Consider the following 16,073-nt stretch of genomic DNA (forward strand, 5'->3'; position numbering starts at 1 on the left):
GATCAATTCAGCATACTGGCTTCCTTTTCTACTTTGATGCCTTTTTGTTCCTTAATAGCGGACCAGCCACCAGAAATGTTGCGGAGGTTATGGATGCCCTGTCGTTTAAGCAATGAAGATGCAATTACGCTTCTATAACCACCGGCACAATGAACATAGATGTTGAGGTTATCTTCAAGTTGTGCCAGCACCGCAGGGTCGCTCATATCACTTAAGGGGATATTGATTGCGCCACTGACATGACCTTCTGCAAACTCGGCGGGCTTGCGCACATCGAGTACTACGAGATTAGGGTCATGCGGCAGATCCATAGCCAGTTCGTCTGTATCAACGTCAATAATGAGATCGAAAGGATAGCCGTGATCCTGCCAGGCTTTGAAACTACCGGACAGGAAACCTGAAATATTTTCGAAGCCGACGCGGGCGAGGCGGATCAAAGATTCTTCCTCCCTGCCTTCGGCAGCGATCAGGATGATGGGTGTATTGAAAGGCAGGAGACTTCCGGCCCATTCCGCATACCGTCCTTCGAGGCCGATGCTTACAGAACCGGGAACAAATCCCGCTGTGAACTCGGCTGAGGGCCTTGTATCCAGGATAGTGGCGGTACCCTGGTCATGCATTTGTTTTACCAGTTCGGGTGTAAGCGGTCTCAGGCCATTTTTCATGATCTCTTCGAGGGGACCGTAACCTTCTTTATTGATCCGGGCGTTGATCGGGAAATATAAAGGTGCTTCGGTGAGTCCTTCGGTGACAGATTTGATGAAATTCTCCCTGCTCTGAGGCTGGAGGGCGTAATTCGTCAGTTTTTGCTGGCCGATGGTACTGAAAGTTTCGGGACCAAGCTGTTTGCCGCAGCTGCTGCCGGGGCCGTGAGCTGGGTAAACGATCACTTCACCAGGGAGGGGAATAATCTTGTTGTTAAGGCTGTCGAACAGCATGGAGGCAAGTTCTTCCTTGCTGAGGTTACCGCTGCTGAGGTCGGGTCTGCCTACATCACCAACAAACAGGGTGTCGCCGGTGAAAACTGCGTGGGGGCGGTCGTTTTCATCCCTGAGCAGGAAACACGCAGATTCAAGGGTGTGACCCGGTGTATGCAGTACTTCGATGGACAGGTCGCCTAACGTAAATCTTTCACCGTCCTTAGCCAGGTGAATGGGATATGCTGTTTCCGTTCCGGGTCCGAAAACGATGGGTGCACCAGTGGCTTTCGAAAGATCGAGATGTCCACTGATGAAATCTGCGTGAAAATGGGTTTCAAAAATAAAACGGATCGTGGCGTTACGGGAAGAGGCAAGTTCCGTATAGGCTGAAATGTCGCGCAACGGATCGATTATAGCTGCCTGGCCGTTACTTTCAATATAATATGCTGCTTCAGAGAGGCAGGATGTATAGAGTTGCTGGATAAACATAGCTGCAAAAATAAAAAAAGCGGGGCATTTGGACCCCGCTTAACTAGTTACTGGTAGAATTAATTAATGATATCTTCCACACAACGGCTGATCTCAACGATCCTGGGTTCATTCAGGCGGTAGTAAATAAATTTACCATCGCGTTCGGTCTTCACGATGCCTGCTCTGCGAAGAATCGCAAGGTGCTGCGATGCTACAGATTGTTCCAGCCTTAACCTAACATAGATTTCTGTCACGGTTAACTTGTCATTCTCCTCCAGCAATTTCATGATCTGCTGACGGAGTTTGTGATTCATTGCCCTAAGCGTCAGCGCGGCCTTTTTAACGTGTAAGAAATCAACTTTCATTTCCGGGCCTTCTACCTCGTTTACCAATAGAAAATTTCCTGCTACTGTGTTCATGTCTGAAGATTGGATTTTTTAAAATCAATGAATGCCTTAACCTTAGCACGCAAATTTACATAGCAATTTTTTAAAATGCTTCATCATTTTGCTTTTACGGGCGTGTAAAAAGCTTTTATGTATTGGGGTTCAGCGTAAGCGAGGTCGCAAAACTCCCTCCTGGCGTACATTCCGGCCGCTAATTCGAGTCCATCAGCCGCTGACACCGTCACGTTTCCGAAGCTTGCATCAACGCTTTTTAACATGTTATTATATTTCGGCGATCCATCACCGAAAAAGCAGATGTGTCTTTTTTCCAGCCAGTTATCAAAACTTCCCGGTTCAAGGACCAGGGCAGCCGGCGGCATAATTTCATCCAGGTCGCGGTTGAAAATGGCGGTATATACTTCCATGCGGCGGGCGTCGATCATCGGGCAGTACCAGTTGTCGCCTTCCAGTTGTTTTATGGCTGCGTTCGCCATAATTTTAAGGGTATTCACCGAAATAAGCGGGATTTTCAACACGTAGCAAAGCCCTTTCGCTGTTGCCATGCCTACCCGGAGACCAGTATATGAGCCTGGGCCGGCAGATACGGCAACGGCATCGAGATCATTAAGGGTGGTTCCGGACAGCCGGGTCAACTCCTTTATGGCGGGCTGGATCCAGGCTGCATGTTCTTTCTGACGGTCATTTTTAAGCAGGACAGGATCCTTACCATCAATAGATATACAGACACCGGCGTCCTGCAGGGCAGTATCGATCATTAAAATTCTAGCCATTATACAGATTGAACGGCTGCCCCAAGGCCTGGAGACGGAGCATATTTGGAATCAGTTTTAGCGAGTTTTTCCAGCAGGCCATACACTTTTTTAACCCCGATCCTTTCTGCCCATTCGAAGGGACCAAAGGGATAATTGGTCCCCAATTTCATGGCCGTATCGATTTCCCGGGCAGTGCTGATCTTCTCATGGAGGGTGTGATAGGCTTCGTTGATAATCATGGAAATGATCCTTGGCCTGATCATGCCGGGAGAATCAGGGACCACCTGCCAGCTGAAGCCACAACCAGCGGCAAACCTTTCGAGAACCTGGGGAACCTGGCCATCTTTTGTCGAGAGCTCAAGCATTTCCAGGAATCCAAAGCCTGGCCAGCCATTGAACCTGGCTACATCCAGGCCAATTTCTTCAAGGGTAAGATCTACGGCATTTACCAGCAGAACGGCGGGCTGAAGCGACTTTAACCGGCTGAGATAGCTTTCTCCGGCCTCGAATTCAAAATCAATATAGACGTCTGCACGTATTGCGCAGAAGGTCTCAAGATCCTGGCTCCGCAACAAATTTACATGTTGTCCGCAGGCAGGCGGAAATGCGTCTTGTGCACTATTGGAATGAATGGAAACTGTAAGTGAAGTTTCAAACATCATCAAAAGTACAAAGCAATTATTTTTGGGACATGGAAAAAAAGATCATCATGACCACGAAGGCTCCCGATCCGATCGGACCTTACAGCCAGGCTGTCGAGGCCGGCAATTTAGTATTCCTCTCCGGCCAGGTTGCATTCAATCCAGAAACCGGCAGCATTGATGCTACCGATATTCCAGGTGAAACCGTGCAGGTAATGAAAAACCTGGACGCAGTGCTCCGGGAAGCCGGCTTAACCTTCGACAATGTCGTTAAAACGACCATCTTCCTGAGTGACATGAGTCATTTTGCCGCAGTGAACGAAGTGTATGGTAAATATTTCAAGGGAAATTATCCAGCCCGCGAAACGGTGGCAGTAAAGGGCCTGCCAAGGAACGTAAACGTGGAAATATCTATGATTGCCCTTAAGTAATTCAATAAGTGAATAGGTGTGGTTCACCTATTCACTTATCCACTATTCGCAAGTCAGACTACCGATTTTATCACTTCGAGTTCCTTTCCGACTTTGGTAAATGCAGCAATTGCGGTATCGAGGTGATGCTGGTCGTGCGCTGCACTGAGCTGGACGCGGATCCGGGCCTGTCCTTTTGCTACGACGGGGAAGAAGAACCCGATCACGTAGATCCCTTCTTCAAGGAGACGGGCCGCAAACTTTTGGGCAATTACGGCATCATATAACATAATGGGAACGATGGGGTGATCGCCTGGACGGATATCAAAACCCGCATCGGTCATCTTTGAGCGAAAATATTTCGTGTTGTTTTCCAGCTTGTCGCGGAGTGCCGTCGTTTCACTGAGCATGTCGAGGACAGAGATAGAGGCGCCAACGATCGAGGGAGCAAGTGTATTGCTGAAAAGATAGGGCCGGCTTCTCTGGCGGAGCATTTCGATGATCTCGCGGCGGCCACTTGTAAAGCCACCGGATGCACCCCCGAGTGCTTTACCGAGCGTACCCGTAATAATATCGATACGGCCCATTACGCCCCTGTATTCGTGGGTACCCCGGCCGGTTTTCCCCAGGAACCCGGAAGAATGGCATTCATCGATCATGACGATAGCATCGTATTTGTCTGCCAGGTCGCAGATGCGATCGAGCTGTGCGATGGTACCATCCATGCTGAATGAGCCGTCAGTTACAATTATCCGGCTCCTGGCATCCTGGGATTGCTGAAGCTGGGTTTCCAGGTCAGTCATATCGTTATGCTTATACCTGAAACGGCGGGCCTTGCAAAGCCTTACGCCATCAATGATTGAAGCGTGGTTCAGTTCATCTGAAATAATAGCATCCTGGTCACCGAAAAGCGGTTCGAAAACACCACCGTTGGCGTCAAAGGCGGCTGCGTAAAGGATAGTGTCTTCCGTGCCGAGAAAATCCGCAATTTTCTTTTCCAGTTCTTTATGAATATCCTGTGTTCCGCAGATAAAACGAACGCTGCTCATTCCATAACCATGGGAATCGATGGCCTGGTGAGCGGCTTCGATCACCTTGGGATGGGAGGAAAGCCCCAGGTAGTTATTGGCACAAAAATTCAATACCTGCCTGCCGTTGACCGTAATCTCCGCACCCTGCTCACTGGTAATAATCCTTTCTGATTTGAAAAGTCCGGCCGACCTGATCTCTTCCAGCTCCACGCCGATGCGCTGGACAAATTTTTCGTTCATGCTAAAATTTTAGGTTGTAAAAATAGGGCAGGCTGTAACGTATTCCATTTAACTTGCGTCAAATCCTTAAAACCAGGTCATGAAAGTTCGGGATAAGTGGCGAATTGCCATAATGATTGTCATCACTTCAGCAGCAGTTTTTGCCTTCCGGCAGCACGCGCTGTCAGTTTACCAGCACCAGAACCATAAGTGTTCCAGCAAGGAACCTGAGTGCCCGAAAGTACCCGGGAATGGCAAGGAGGGATCTGTGCAGGGCGGCGAAGGGTCGATCATCTGGAATTCACTGTCTGACCATTTATTATAAGCAATTAGCCATGAAAGAAGTTAATGATCCAGCCCCGACGGCTGGATTTTTTTTGAACAGGTGTAACTTTATCATGAAGCTGACCGTATTACATATGAAACCGCCTATAAAATTCAAGTACAACTGTTTATGACAGAAAGGGAATACAATGAATGCGTCAGGTTACATGCGGATAACGTTTACCGGTTTATCCTGAAAAACCTCAGGCATGAAGATGACGCCAGGGATGTGGTTCAGTCTGCTTTTGAAAAAATGTGGCTGAAACGGGAAGAGGTATCTTATGACAAGAGCAAAAGTTACCTGTTTACCGTGGCTTACCATCAGATGATCGATCACCTGAGGAAAGTTAAACGGATAACACTGAAGGAGGAGTTTCATGAACACACGAGCATCATCAACAAACCGGCAAACAACCTCAAGAAAGTGCTGGACGAAGCTTTGGCAAAATTGAGTGAAACCCAGCGGAGCCTGGTTCTGCTGAAGGATTATGAGGGTTATTCTTATGAAGAGATCGGCAAGATCACTTCGTTAAGCGAAAGCCAGGTGAAGGTTTACCTCCACCGGGCGAGGATCCAGCTGAGGAATTACCTGGTAAAACCGGAGAACGTGTTATAATGTGTTACCCAAAAAAGGCAAACAATGAACATCAACAGACATAATTACGAAGAGTTTTTCCTGATGTATGCCGACAATGAACTTTCGGCTGCGGACAGGGCCGCCGTTGAGGCATTCGTGATGGATCATCCCGACCTGAAGACCGAACTGGAGATGCTGTTACAGACTATTCTTCCCGCAGACGACCTGAATGTCTTCTCGGAAAAGGAAAGCCTGTACCGGACCACTGATACCTCCCTTGTTAACCTGACGAATTATGAATCCTTTTTTGTCCGTTATGCTGATGATGAACTGACCAACGACGAAAAAGCAGCTACAGAACAGTTTGTATATCGTCACCCCGAATGTGAGGCAGATTTTGAAACGATTCAGCGGGCGAAGCTGGTTCCGGATATCACGATCCAGTTCCCTGATAAATCAATCCTGTACAGAAGCGAATCCGGCAAACGTAAACCGGTAGTCGCACTCTGGATGAGGTATTCTGCAGCAGCTGCCGTTATCATACTTGCCGCAATATTATGGGTTAGCCAAAGGCCGATGCCTGTTACACCCGATACAGGTACAATAGCGATAACAGAACAGGGCAAAGAACAGGACAAAGCACAAAATAAGCCGGGCTTACAGGAAATTGAGCAGCCGAAGGAAACTGTTGTAAAAGAAAGTCAGCTGGCTGCAACCGAAAAAATAAAACCCGCAAGGAAATCTGCGGACCAGGCACCTGAAGCCGCCCGGGTAAATGGCAGGGAAGAAACATTACTCGCTTCGAAAGGCCAGCAACCGGTGCAGGCAACAAATTTGCAACCTGCCACGGGGATCCGTCCAACCGAGAAAACATTACCCGTACCAGAGGTGGTTGCCGTTGCAGAGAAAGCTAAACCGGATGTTACGATCAGTCAGCCGGTATATGTAGAGACCAACAATACACCCAATGTGGTATATGCGAACAACACAGACAGGGAAGACATCATTTATGTAGGAACAGAAAATGTTTCCAGGAAAACCCCGGTTCGCGGACTGCTTCGTAAGGCAGGACGGTTCCTTGAACAAAACAACCCGCTATCAACTGAACGGAAAAGATCTGGCGTCTTTACTGCCAGCAATGAACAGGAATAAACAATCACTTACTCATACGATAAAACGAAGGATATGCTAAAGAATATCACATTCTTGGCCATGATAAGCTTTGCCGCAACCGGCGCAATGGCCCAGACAGACAGCACTGAAAAGAAATCAGATACCACGCGGATCGGTAATATTATCATCATCAATGACGGTACCGGAACTCCTTCCGGCCAGGGTTCAGATGAAGTGTACCGGAAAAAGTCAGCCCGCACTTCCAACCTGCATACAGACTGGATGGTATTTGACATCGGGTTCAACAACTTCAACGACAAGACGGATTATTCCAGCGAAGGAGCGCAGAACTATGCACCGGGAAGCGATGCGAACTGGTTCAATCTCCGGAATGGGAAGTCAGTGAACGTGAACATCTGGCTGCTGATGCAGAAGCTGAACCTGGTGAATCATGTGGTGAACCTGAAATACGGATTGGGAATTGAGTTGTACAATTTTCACTACGAGGAAAATATCCGTTATGCCAAGAACCCTCCGGGAGTGTACAAAGATGTAATTGATTACAGGAAAAATAAACTGGCGACCGATTATGTAACTGTTCCCCTGATGCTCAATTTTAATTTCACGCCGCATAACCCTTCGCACAAATCATTTGGAATAAGTGCGGGAGTAAGCGCAGGTTACCTTTACAGTTCGAGAAATAAATATATCAGTGATGAAACAGACAAGGAAAAGACAAAGGGTAACCTGGGGTTGAATGATTTCAAACTGTCATATATAGCCGAAATTCAGTTGGGCCCGATCCAGTTCTATGGTTCCTATGCATCAAAAACAATGTATAAGAACGGGCTTGATCATACTCCATACTCATTCGGCCTCCGGTTCAATCACTGGCAATAAGAAACAGCTGGAACGATATTTTCAAGGCAGCCCCCAAAGGGCTGCTTTTTTATTGCCTCCTTCTTGGTATATTAGATATTAAAATATGTTTAGATGAGTTATAATGTAATTGACATTGAAGGAATAGGTGAAACCTATGCGGCAAAACTCGAGCAACATGGCATCCGTACAACAGTGGACCTTCTGCAGAAGGCGGGAACCAAAGCGGGGAGGGAAATCCTTGCTGCGGGGACGCGGATCCCGGAAACCCTTATCCTTACCTGGGTAAATCATGCAGACCTGTTCCGGTTATCCGGCGTAGCCGGGCAAACGGCGGAATTGCTGGAGGCGGCGGGAGTGGATACGGTGAAAGAACTGGCCAACAGGCGGGCCGATAACCTGCATAAAAGGCTGATGGAGATAAATACGGAATTCGGCCTGTCGGGAAGGGTTCCGGCCGTAGACAAGCTGGAAGCCCTGATCACGGAAGCCAAAGCCCTTGACCAGAAGGTATTTCATTAGATTTCTTCATAATTAAAAAGCAGAGTATGAAAAGTCAGATTACCCGGGCATTACTTGGGTTAGTTATGGGGCTGATAGTCGCCCTGAGCGCCTGTAAACCTAAGGATGCCGACATTGAAAAGAGTATTGCGGGCGCCATATCCGCTTACCCCGGCGTGAGTGTAACGGTCAATGACGGAACCGCAACATTAACCGGCGAGGTAGCGGATGAGTCCACCCGTTCAGCCGTTGAAACTGCAGCAAAGTCAGTCAAGGGGGTTAAATCTGTCAACAACCAGCTCACGGTTCCACCGCCGCCACCACCGCCGGTAACCATAAACCCGGATGCCACCCTGCAGCAATCCGTTTCGACAATAATTACGGATATGAAGCTATCCAAAGTGAACGCGGCAGTTTCGGATGGGGTGATCACGCTGACCGGCGAGATCAAAAAGGCAGAATTGCCGGGGCTGATCCAGAAACTCAATGAGATCAAGCCCAAAAAGATCGAGAATAAGTTGGTGATCAAATAAAAACAAACAACAATGGCATTGAAAGACAAATACAAGGAGTTGATCGATGCGGCCATGGCCCAGGGGATCAATGACCTTCAGGTGAGGGAGCAGGACGGGGTATTATATATAGATGGGACGGCGCCGGGAGAATCGGTAAAGCAGTCACTCTGGGATACGTATGAAAAGCTGAATCCCGATTTCAGGGATTCTGATCTTATCATGAACCTAACGGTAGCGGGAGGCGGAGCGGAAACCTATACCGTAAAAAGCGGCGACAACCTGAGTAAAATCGCGAAGAAATATCCCGGGCTGAGCTGGAAGGATATTTACGAAGCGAACAAAGACCAGATAAAAGATCCAGACCTGATTCAGCCGGGATGGAAGCTTAAGATCCCTTCAAAATAAAGAAGCGCCCCGTTACCGGGGCGCTTTTGTTAAGGCAATTCAAAGTTTTTCCACATCCGAAATATTTGGATAACCGGCAGCGTTTTTGAAGGAGTTAAAACCGTCGAAGCTCCTTTAAAAACAAACCTTTATGCAGCTGTCACGCGTATCCGTATCCCTAATGCTTTTATGCACCACCGCATTATTTTCTTTTTCGGGTCACCACTACCGTAAGATCCGTTACAACCGGCTTAATGGCGAACTCAATGGAACGCCGCGCCTCCTGATCGACAAATCCGACTACGAACTGAGCGTTTTTGATGATGAGGGGTGGTATGCGACCTACCCGGTCGTGTTTGGCGAGAAGACCCTCGGGGACAAGATGATCGAGGGTGACCGTAAAACACCGGAGGGTGAGTATAAGATCGTTTCAAAGCGCCCGCATGAAAAATGGGGCCAGATCATGCTCATCGACTATCCCACACCGGCTGACCAGGCCAAGTTCAAGGACAGGAAATCCAAGGGCCTGATTCCGTCAAAAGCCAGGATTGGTAATGGCATTGGCATCCATGGTACCTGGCAGCGGGATGACATGGCAGTGGATTATTTCCAGAACTGGACCAACGGCTGTATAAGCCTCAAGCGGTCCGAAATGGAAGAGCTTTATGCCATGATCCCGATCGGAACCAGGGTGAGTATCCGAAAATAGGGTAGTTTTCCCCTATAAATTTCCTCAAAAAACTTTAGCCATATCATAGATATGGCTATTTTTGTTCGTACCTTAACAGGGGATATTACGCCCCTCAAAGTCTTCCAACTATCCTTTACAGATCGACCAGTTTATTTTAAATCCTTTTTCCCTGTCGTAGAAATTTTGATTTTCAACGGTAAGCCCCGCTTCTGCCGCTGACTATTACAATTTCAAAACTGATCTGTTTATGTATTCACATCCAAACAAATACTCTAAAATGAGAAGACTTTTACACTTAACCATCCTATGTTTGTTCATTTCCGGCGGGCTTTTTGCCCAGAACCGGTTTTGGGTCGGAACAGCTGCCAATGGCGACTGGCACGATCCCGCAAACTGGTCGCTTACATCCGGAGGTCCGGGTGGCGCATCGGTACCAGGAGAACTTCCTGCCGGAGCAGCACTAACGGCTGTATTTGATGGAGGTAGCACCGCCAATGCTGATGTAAACTCTATTGCCAACTTAGCCTCGCTACAGATCCGCAACACCTATACCGGAACCATAACACAATCCGATATCTTACTAGTATCGGGAAACATGGTTGTAAACGGAGGTACATTTATCGGAGGCTCAACTCTTGTAGTATCTGGAACTTACTATCAAAACGGAGGGTCAGTTACTTTAGGCAATGTAGCAAATACTATAGTAGGATCTTTTTCCGTAATAAGTACCGGCACTTTTACAACTGGCGGTGGCAACCTTACGTTGAATGGAAATGTTGTCGTGACAACTCCATCGAATTTTACTGCTACAACAGGAACAGTGATATTTGATGGAAATGCAAGTGCATCCATAACAGTAGCCGGGTCAACACGGGCGGGATTAACTTTCAACAACGTCACTCTCAATAAGGTCAATAACGTAGATGATGCGTTGAATAACCTGTCTTTGTCAGGAGGTGATACATTGATTGCTGCGGGCACACTTATTCTTCAAAACGGAAATCTCGAAGGAGGTGGTAGTGTAATAAGGGCCGATGGTAACGTTACAATTGGGGCAAATTTTGATGGCGCCACAGGTGGCGACCTAGTTTTCGGCGGTGCTGCAAATCAGACTGTAGTACTTAACAAACCTTTCGGCCTTACGTCTAATTCGGGTATAGTGGTAAATAAAACTAATCCTGCTGGAACGGTTTCCTTTACAACTACACTTCCTTCAAATACAATTGCGCCGTTTGTCAATCCTTCAGCATTTTTTAATGTTGCATCCGGCACGGTCAATTTCCCTGACAACGACCAGGTTGAAATGAATGTTGTCAATTTTACAATTGGAGCAAATGGAACATTTACCTCGACAACGGGTACTATGAACCTTACAGGAAACTTTTTAAACAATTCCACATCAGCAACTGCATTCCAGCACAACAATGGTACTGTAGCATTCATAGGAACGTTTAACCGCACTTATAATGTAAGGGGAGCCGGAACTAATGGCAGCACAATCTTTTACAATGTTACTATTGAGAAGACTAACACGCCAGGAAACCTTGCTGTAAACAATGGAGATACTCTAATTGCAGAAAACTCCCTACAGTTGATTGATGGCGGTTTGACTGTTGCATCCGGTTCAACTTTAGGCCAGGGTTTTGTGCAGGTTAATGGTAACCTGTCAACAACAGCAAACTTTGCCCCTCTCGGTAGTTATCTTCACCTAGTTCTCGGCGGAGCGACTCCTTCTAACATCTCACTGGCAGCAGGTACCGAAGGACATATAAACGGGCCTGTAACCCTAAATAAATCCGGTGGTGGAATTACGCTGGCAAGTCCAGTTAACTTTGACTACCCCGCACAGCAGATTAATTTCAATGGTGGTATAGTAACCAGCACCGCAACGAATTTTATAACATTTGGCGCAACAGCTGTTGCCAATGGTGGTAACAGTGGAAGTTATATTGATGGCCCGGTACGCAAGTTAGGCGTGACAGCTTTCACGTTCCCAACGGGAGACGGTGGATTCTTTGCACCGGTTCGCATAAGTGGAAACACTGGCTTCAGCGATCCATTTGTAGGTGGTTCAAAAACCTTCCAGGCAGAATACTTTCATACAGACCCGGATCCGCTTTACGATACTGAATCTATCCAAGACCCGAATCCCCTGCTGAAAGTAAGTAATGCTGAATACTGGAGAGTGGCTGACGTAGGAACTATATCTGCGACTCAACGTCCATATTTGTGGCTTTCTTATGAAGACGTCAGAAGTGGCGGACTTACGGTACCGGCTACTGTTTATGTTGCCGCATGGCTCGCAGCTGATCAGTGGGCTAATTTGGGTAACGGTGGTTTGAACTCAGCTGGCGGTGTAAATTTTATCCGCTCCGGAGCTCGTAACACAACAACAAATGAAGCTGACCCGGTATTCACTTTCATAACTGACGAACCTGAAAACAACCCGCTGCCGGTAACCTGGCTCGGCTTTACCGGCCGTTACTACAATGGCGTGGTTGAACTGAACTGGAGCACATCGCTTGAACTGAACAACGCTTCATTCACTGTAGAGCGTTCAGGTGACGGTGACAAATACCAGGCGATCGGAACAGTTCCGGGCAAAGGCACAACCAACTATGTTTCTTATTACAACTTCATTGATAAAGAACCTGTACCTGGTGTGAACCATTACCGGATCAAGCAAACCGATATCGACGGCAAGTTCAGCTACAGCAAGGAAATCAGGGTAACAACAGCAGCGCTCAGCCAGAATGGCCTGCGCCTGTTCCCGAACCCGATGACTGCCAGCCAGCCGCTGATTCTTGAAAATGCAGAATGGAAGAACCAGAAAGCTACGATCTCCATATTCAGTTCAACCGGTGGTCTCGTACAACAGGAACAAATTACATTCGGAGCAGACAGCCGCAGCAGGCTGAATCTTTCAAGACTGAAGAAAGGCAGCTACTTCATCACTACCACACTTCCTGATGGTAAGAAACAGACACTTACATTCATCGTACAATAACCGATAATCAACAGGTTACGAAGAGGGCGCCATAACAGGCGCCCTCTTTACTTTTGCACCTATGTTATACAGGCTGATCAAAATCATGATGCGTACCGCCCTGCGATTATTTTACCGCCAGGTAATTGGCAGGAATCTTTCGCAGATCCCTGCTGATGGTCCTGCCCTGCTGGTGGCGAATCATCCTTCTTCATTAATGGATGCCGCGCTTATCGGGATCATGTTGCGGCGGCCTGTTCACTTTTTTGCCCGTGGTGATCTTTTCGCCAACCGTTTCGTAAGCCGCATCCTTAATGCATTGCATATGCACCCGGTACACCACCATGAAGCCGGACGGCAAACGCTTGGCGCCAATGACGACGCGTTTGAAAAAGCATCTTCGCTTCTTGCTTCAGGTGAGCTGGTCCTGTTTTTCCCTGAAGGTTTGAGCCATACCGATTACCACCTTATGGCATTCAGGAAAGGCGCTTTCAGGATCGCGCTAAAAACGGCAGAGGACCATCCTGGCATTCAGCTTCCGATAGTGCCGATCGGGATTAATTACAGTCACCCGACGCGCCTGTTCAGCAGGGCATGGTTGAATGCAGGACCACCTATTCCAACAGAACAATTTCTATCACTATACCGGATCAACCCTGCACAGGCAATCCGCCTTCTTGCCAACACGGCATGGCTTGGCGTTAAGGCACTCGTGGTAGAGAGCCCAAAACACTACTCCGCACATCTTTCTATGGCTTGTGAAATGATCCGCAGTGATTATCCCTGGAACCAATATGTACCGGAAGGGATCATCGATAAAGAAATTGAACTGGGAAAAAACTGTGCTGAATGGAAACCTGAATTGCAGTCTGAGATCAATGAGTATGCAGGCAGGCTGCAGCACATTGGCTTGCGCGATGAACATGTTGTTGCCGCACAGGCTGGGAAACTGTCGGGCCTGCCGGTTATCCTGGGGTTCCCGGCTGCTTTTATCGGCTGGGTCCTGAATGCACTTCCCCTCTTACTTGGAAAAGTAATAGCAGATAAAAAAGTAAGCAGGACTGACTTCTACAGCTGGGTGCTGGTATCCGTTTCCGCTATCCTCTATATAATATGGATGATTATATTATTTGCCATGGCTGTAGTGTTCCTGCCAGCCTGGAAAACGATTGCCTTTATATTTATCACAATTGCAACGGGCCAATATTCCTGGAATTACCTTGCCTATTTCAGTCAATGGCAAATACAAAAACAGGGCTTGAGTATCGATACCCAAACCCTGTCTTCTTTATCCGATGACCGGGAAAATATTCTCCGGGAGATTACAATTTCCCGTTCCTGATTTCATCAACCACGCCCGGGTCAAGAAGTGCAGAGGTATCACCCAGCTGCTCTGTCTCACCTTCTGCAATCTTTCTCAGGATCCTTCTCATGATCTTGCCACTACGGGTCTTTGGCAACCCGGTAACGAACTGGATCTTATCCGGTTTTGCAATGGGACCAATAATGCGGCTAACGGTCTGCGTTATATCCTGCCTGCTCAGATTATCATCGCCATGTGATCCCTGGTAGATCACGTAAGCATAGATGCCCTGGCCTTTAATATCGTGAGGGTATCCCACCACAGCGCTTTCCACCACACCGGCATGCATGTTGATCGCATTTTCAACTTCCGCGGTACCAATCCGGTGACCGCTGACATTGAGTACATCATCCACGCGCCCGGTTATGCGATACATACCCTGTTCGTCGCGGTGACAACCATCGCCGGTGAAATACATATTCTCGTAGGTAGCGAAGTAATTCGTCCGGCACCTCTCGTGATCACCATAGGTGGTGCGGATGATAGATGGCCACGGGAAGCGGATGCAGAGGTTTCCGCTCACGTCATTCCCTTCAATCTCCTCTCCTTTTTCATCTACCAGCACCGGTTGAACGCCGGGCATCGGAAGCGTGGCATAAGTAGGTTTCGCTGGCGTTATTCCGGCGAGGTTGCTGATCATGACACCACCGGTTTCCGTCTGCCACCAGGTATCCACTATCGGGCATTTTTTCTTACCGACATGTTCATCGTACCAATGCCAGGCTTCTTCATTGATGGGTTCGCCAACCGTTCCCAGTACTTTCAGCGAGGACAGGTCCTTGCCTTTCAGTGGTTCCAGTCCGAAGCCCATCAGCGAACGGATCGCGGTTGGTGCTGTATATATTACGTTCACTTTATGCTTCTCCACAATATCCCAGAACCTTCCCGCATCCGGCCAGGTGGGGATGCCTTCGAACATGAGCGAGGTTGCGCCGGCGCTAAGCGGTCCATATACAATATAGCTGTGTCCGGTGATCCAGCCGATATCTGCCGTACAGAAATGAATGTCGCCCGGTTGATACTGGAACACATTTACGAATGTGTAATTGGTGTACACCATGTAGCCTGCACTGGTATGCACCACACCTTTCGGTTTGCCGGTGGATCCGGAAGTATATAAGATGAACAATGGATCTTCTGCATCCATTTCCTCTGCCGGGTAATCAGGATGACCCATGGTCTCCACTTTCTTGATCTCATCTTCCCACCACACATCACGGCCTTTGATCATGGAAACCGGCGTGCGCGTACGGGTCAATACAATCACCCTTTTTACAAACTTGCATTGAACGAGCGCATCGTCGATCACATTTTTAAGCGGGATCTCCTTGTTGCCGCGAAAAGCACCGTCGCAGGTAATGACAAATTCTGCGTTGGCATCAATGATCCTGTCAGCAATGCTTTGTGCACTGAAGCCACCAAAGATCACGCTGTGGATGGCACCAACCCTTGCACAAGCAAGCACTGCGATAGCGAGTTCAGGCACCATGCCCATATAGATACAAACCCTGTCACCTTTCCGGATGCCATTGTTTTTAAGCACGTTGGCAAACTGGATCACTTTATTATGCAGTTCGCGGTAAGTGAGCACGCGATGATGCTCTTCAGGATCATTGGGCTCCCAGATAATTGCAGGGCGATTGCCGAATGAACCGAGGTGTCGGTCAAGGCAGTTCTCGGTGATGTTGAGTTTGCCGCCCTTGAACCATTCAATTTTCGGTTCACGGAAATTCCAATCCAACACTTTATCCCACCGTTTACGCCAGTAAAAATGTCCGGCAATACCTGCCCAGAAACCTTCGGGATCGTCAACACTTTTTTTATACGCTGCTTTGTACTCGTCAAATGACCTGATCTGATACGGGAATGACATATGGCATTTTTAGGAG

At 48.0% G+C, this 16,073-nt stretch carries 17 protein-coding genes; 11 read left to right on the forward strand and 6 right to left on the reverse strand.

What is annotated here, in order from left to right; translation table 11 throughout:
- Window positions 1-2: 2 nt before the first annotated feature.
- The 4 genes from OI18_RS09545 to OI18_RS23730 all read right to left on the reverse strand — a co-directional run bounded on the left by OI18_RS09545 (window position 3) and on the right by OI18_RS23730 (window position 3,212).
- Complete coding sequence (locus OI18_RS09545) at window positions 3-1,409, reverse strand: MBL fold metallo-hydrolase (RefSeq protein ID WP_039139378.1); 1,407 nt, start codon at window positions 1,407-1,409, stop codon at window positions 3-5.
- Between the two features lie 59 nt (window positions 1,410-1,468).
- A complete protein-coding gene (locus tag OI18_RS09550; protein ID WP_039139380.1) occupies window positions 1,469-1,810 on the reverse strand; it encodes an ArsR/SmtB family transcription factor in 342 nt (113 codons plus the stop codon).
- Between the two features lie 83 nt (window positions 1,811-1,893).
- The gene (gene tsaB / locus OI18_RS09555) at window positions 1,894-2,568 is read right to left on the reverse strand and encodes a tRNA (adenosine(37)-N6)-threonylcarbamoyltransferase complex dimerization subunit type 1 TsaB (RefSeq protein WP_039139382.1); all 675 of its coding nucleotides are present in this window, start codon (window positions 2,566-2,568) and stop codon (window positions 1,894-1,896) included.
- On the reverse strand, window positions 2,568-3,212 hold the full coding sequence (locus tag OI18_RS23730; RefSeq protein ID WP_082037909.1) for a 3-hydroxyacyl-CoA dehydrogenase family protein: 645 nt from the start codon (window positions 3,210-3,212) through the stop codon (window positions 2,568-2,570). Before OI18_RS23730 ends, tsaB begins: the two co-directional genes overlap by 1 nt.
- A gap of 29 nt (window positions 3,213-3,241) precedes the next feature.
- On the opposite strand from OI18_RS23730, the gene OI18_RS09565 reads away from it, so the two are divergent.
- Window positions 3,242-3,622 (forward strand): RidA family protein, encoded by a 381-nt coding sequence (locus OI18_RS09565; RefSeq protein ID WP_039139384.1) that lies wholly within the window; start codon window positions 3,242-3,244, stop codon window positions 3,620-3,622.
- A 53-nt stretch (window positions 3,623-3,675) separates the two neighbouring features.
- Here the strand turns inward: OI18_RS09565 and kbl are convergent, their stop codons facing one another.
- On the reverse strand, window positions 3,676-4,872 hold the full coding sequence (gene kbl / locus OI18_RS09570; RefSeq protein ID WP_039139385.1) for a glycine C-acetyltransferase: 1,197 nt from the start codon (window positions 4,870-4,872) through the stop codon (window positions 3,676-3,678).
- Between the two features lie 79 nt (window positions 4,873-4,951).
- Between kbl and OI18_RS09575 the strand changes: the two genes are divergently transcribed.
- The 10 genes from OI18_RS09575 to OI18_RS09620 all read left to right on the forward strand — a co-directional run bounded on the left by OI18_RS09575 (window position 4,952) and on the right by OI18_RS09620 (window position 14,163).
- Entirely contained in the window at window positions 4,952-5,176 is a 225-nt protein-coding gene (locus OI18_RS09575) for a hypothetical protein (RefSeq protein ID WP_152616777.1), read from the forward strand.
- Between the two features lie 129 nt (window positions 5,177-5,305).
- Window positions 5,306-5,791 carry an RNA polymerase sigma factor gene (locus OI18_RS09580; protein WP_039139389.1) on the forward strand — a complete coding sequence of 162 codons (486 nt, stop codon included), beginning with the start codon at window positions 5,306-5,308 and terminating at the stop codon, window positions 5,789-5,791.
- A gap of 24 nt (window positions 5,792-5,815) precedes the next feature.
- Window positions 5,816-6,904 carry an anti-sigma factor family protein gene (locus OI18_RS09585; RefSeq protein ID WP_039139392.1) on the forward strand — a complete coding sequence of 363 codons (1,089 nt, stop codon included), beginning with the start codon at window positions 5,816-5,818 and terminating at the stop codon, window positions 6,902-6,904.
- 33 nt (window positions 6,905-6,937) lie between these two features.
- The gene (locus tag OI18_RS09590) at window positions 6,938-7,765 is read left to right on the forward strand and encodes an outer membrane beta-barrel protein (RefSeq protein WP_039139394.1); all 828 of its coding nucleotides are present in this window, start codon (window positions 6,938-6,940) and stop codon (window positions 7,763-7,765) included.
- A gap of 93 nt (window positions 7,766-7,858) precedes the next feature.
- Entirely contained in the window at window positions 7,859-8,266 is a 408-nt protein-coding gene (locus OI18_RS09595; RefSeq protein ID WP_039139395.1) for a DUF4332 domain-containing protein, read from the forward strand.
- Between the two features lie 26 nt (window positions 8,267-8,292).
- A complete protein-coding gene (locus OI18_RS09600) occupies window positions 8,293-8,778 on the forward strand; it encodes a BON domain-containing protein (protein WP_052273043.1) in 486 nt (161 codons plus the stop codon).
- A gap of 12 nt (window positions 8,779-8,790) precedes the next feature.
- Window positions 8,791-9,165 carry a LysM peptidoglycan-binding domain-containing protein gene (locus OI18_RS24985; protein ID WP_052273044.1) on the forward strand — a complete coding sequence of 125 codons (375 nt, stop codon included), beginning with the start codon at window positions 8,791-8,793 and terminating at the stop codon, window positions 9,163-9,165.
- 130 nt (window positions 9,166-9,295) lie between these two features.
- Window positions 9,296-9,853: a L,D-transpeptidase family protein gene (locus OI18_RS09610; RefSeq protein WP_039139397.1), complete on the forward strand. Its 558-nt coding sequence runs from the start codon at window positions 9,296-9,298 to the stop codon at window positions 9,851-9,853.
- 259 nt (window positions 9,854-10,112) lie between these two features.
- A complete protein-coding gene (locus OI18_RS23735; RefSeq protein ID WP_152616778.1) occupies window positions 10,113-12,842 on the forward strand; it encodes a T9SS type A sorting domain-containing protein in 2,730 nt (909 codons plus the stop codon).
- Window positions 12,843-12,903: 61 nt separating this feature from the next.
- Complete coding sequence (locus tag OI18_RS09620; RefSeq protein WP_039139398.1) at window positions 12,904-14,163, forward strand: 1-acyl-sn-glycerol-3-phosphate acyltransferase; 1,260 nt, start codon at window positions 12,904-12,906, stop codon at window positions 14,161-14,163.
- Here the strand turns inward: OI18_RS09620 and acs are convergent.
- A complete protein-coding gene (gene acs / locus OI18_RS09625) occupies window positions 14,144-16,057 on the reverse strand; it encodes an acetate--CoA ligase (protein WP_039139400.1) in 1,914 nt (637 codons plus the stop codon). The genes OI18_RS09620 and acs overlap by 20 nt on opposite strands.
- Window positions 16,058-16,073 lie beyond the last annotated feature (16 nt).

Origin of the sequence: Flavihumibacter solisilvae, assembly GCF_000814475.1 — a bacterium.
Taxonomy (GTDB): domain Bacteria; phylum Bacteroidota; class Bacteroidia; order Chitinophagales; family Chitinophagaceae; genus Flavihumibacter; species Flavihumibacter solisilvae.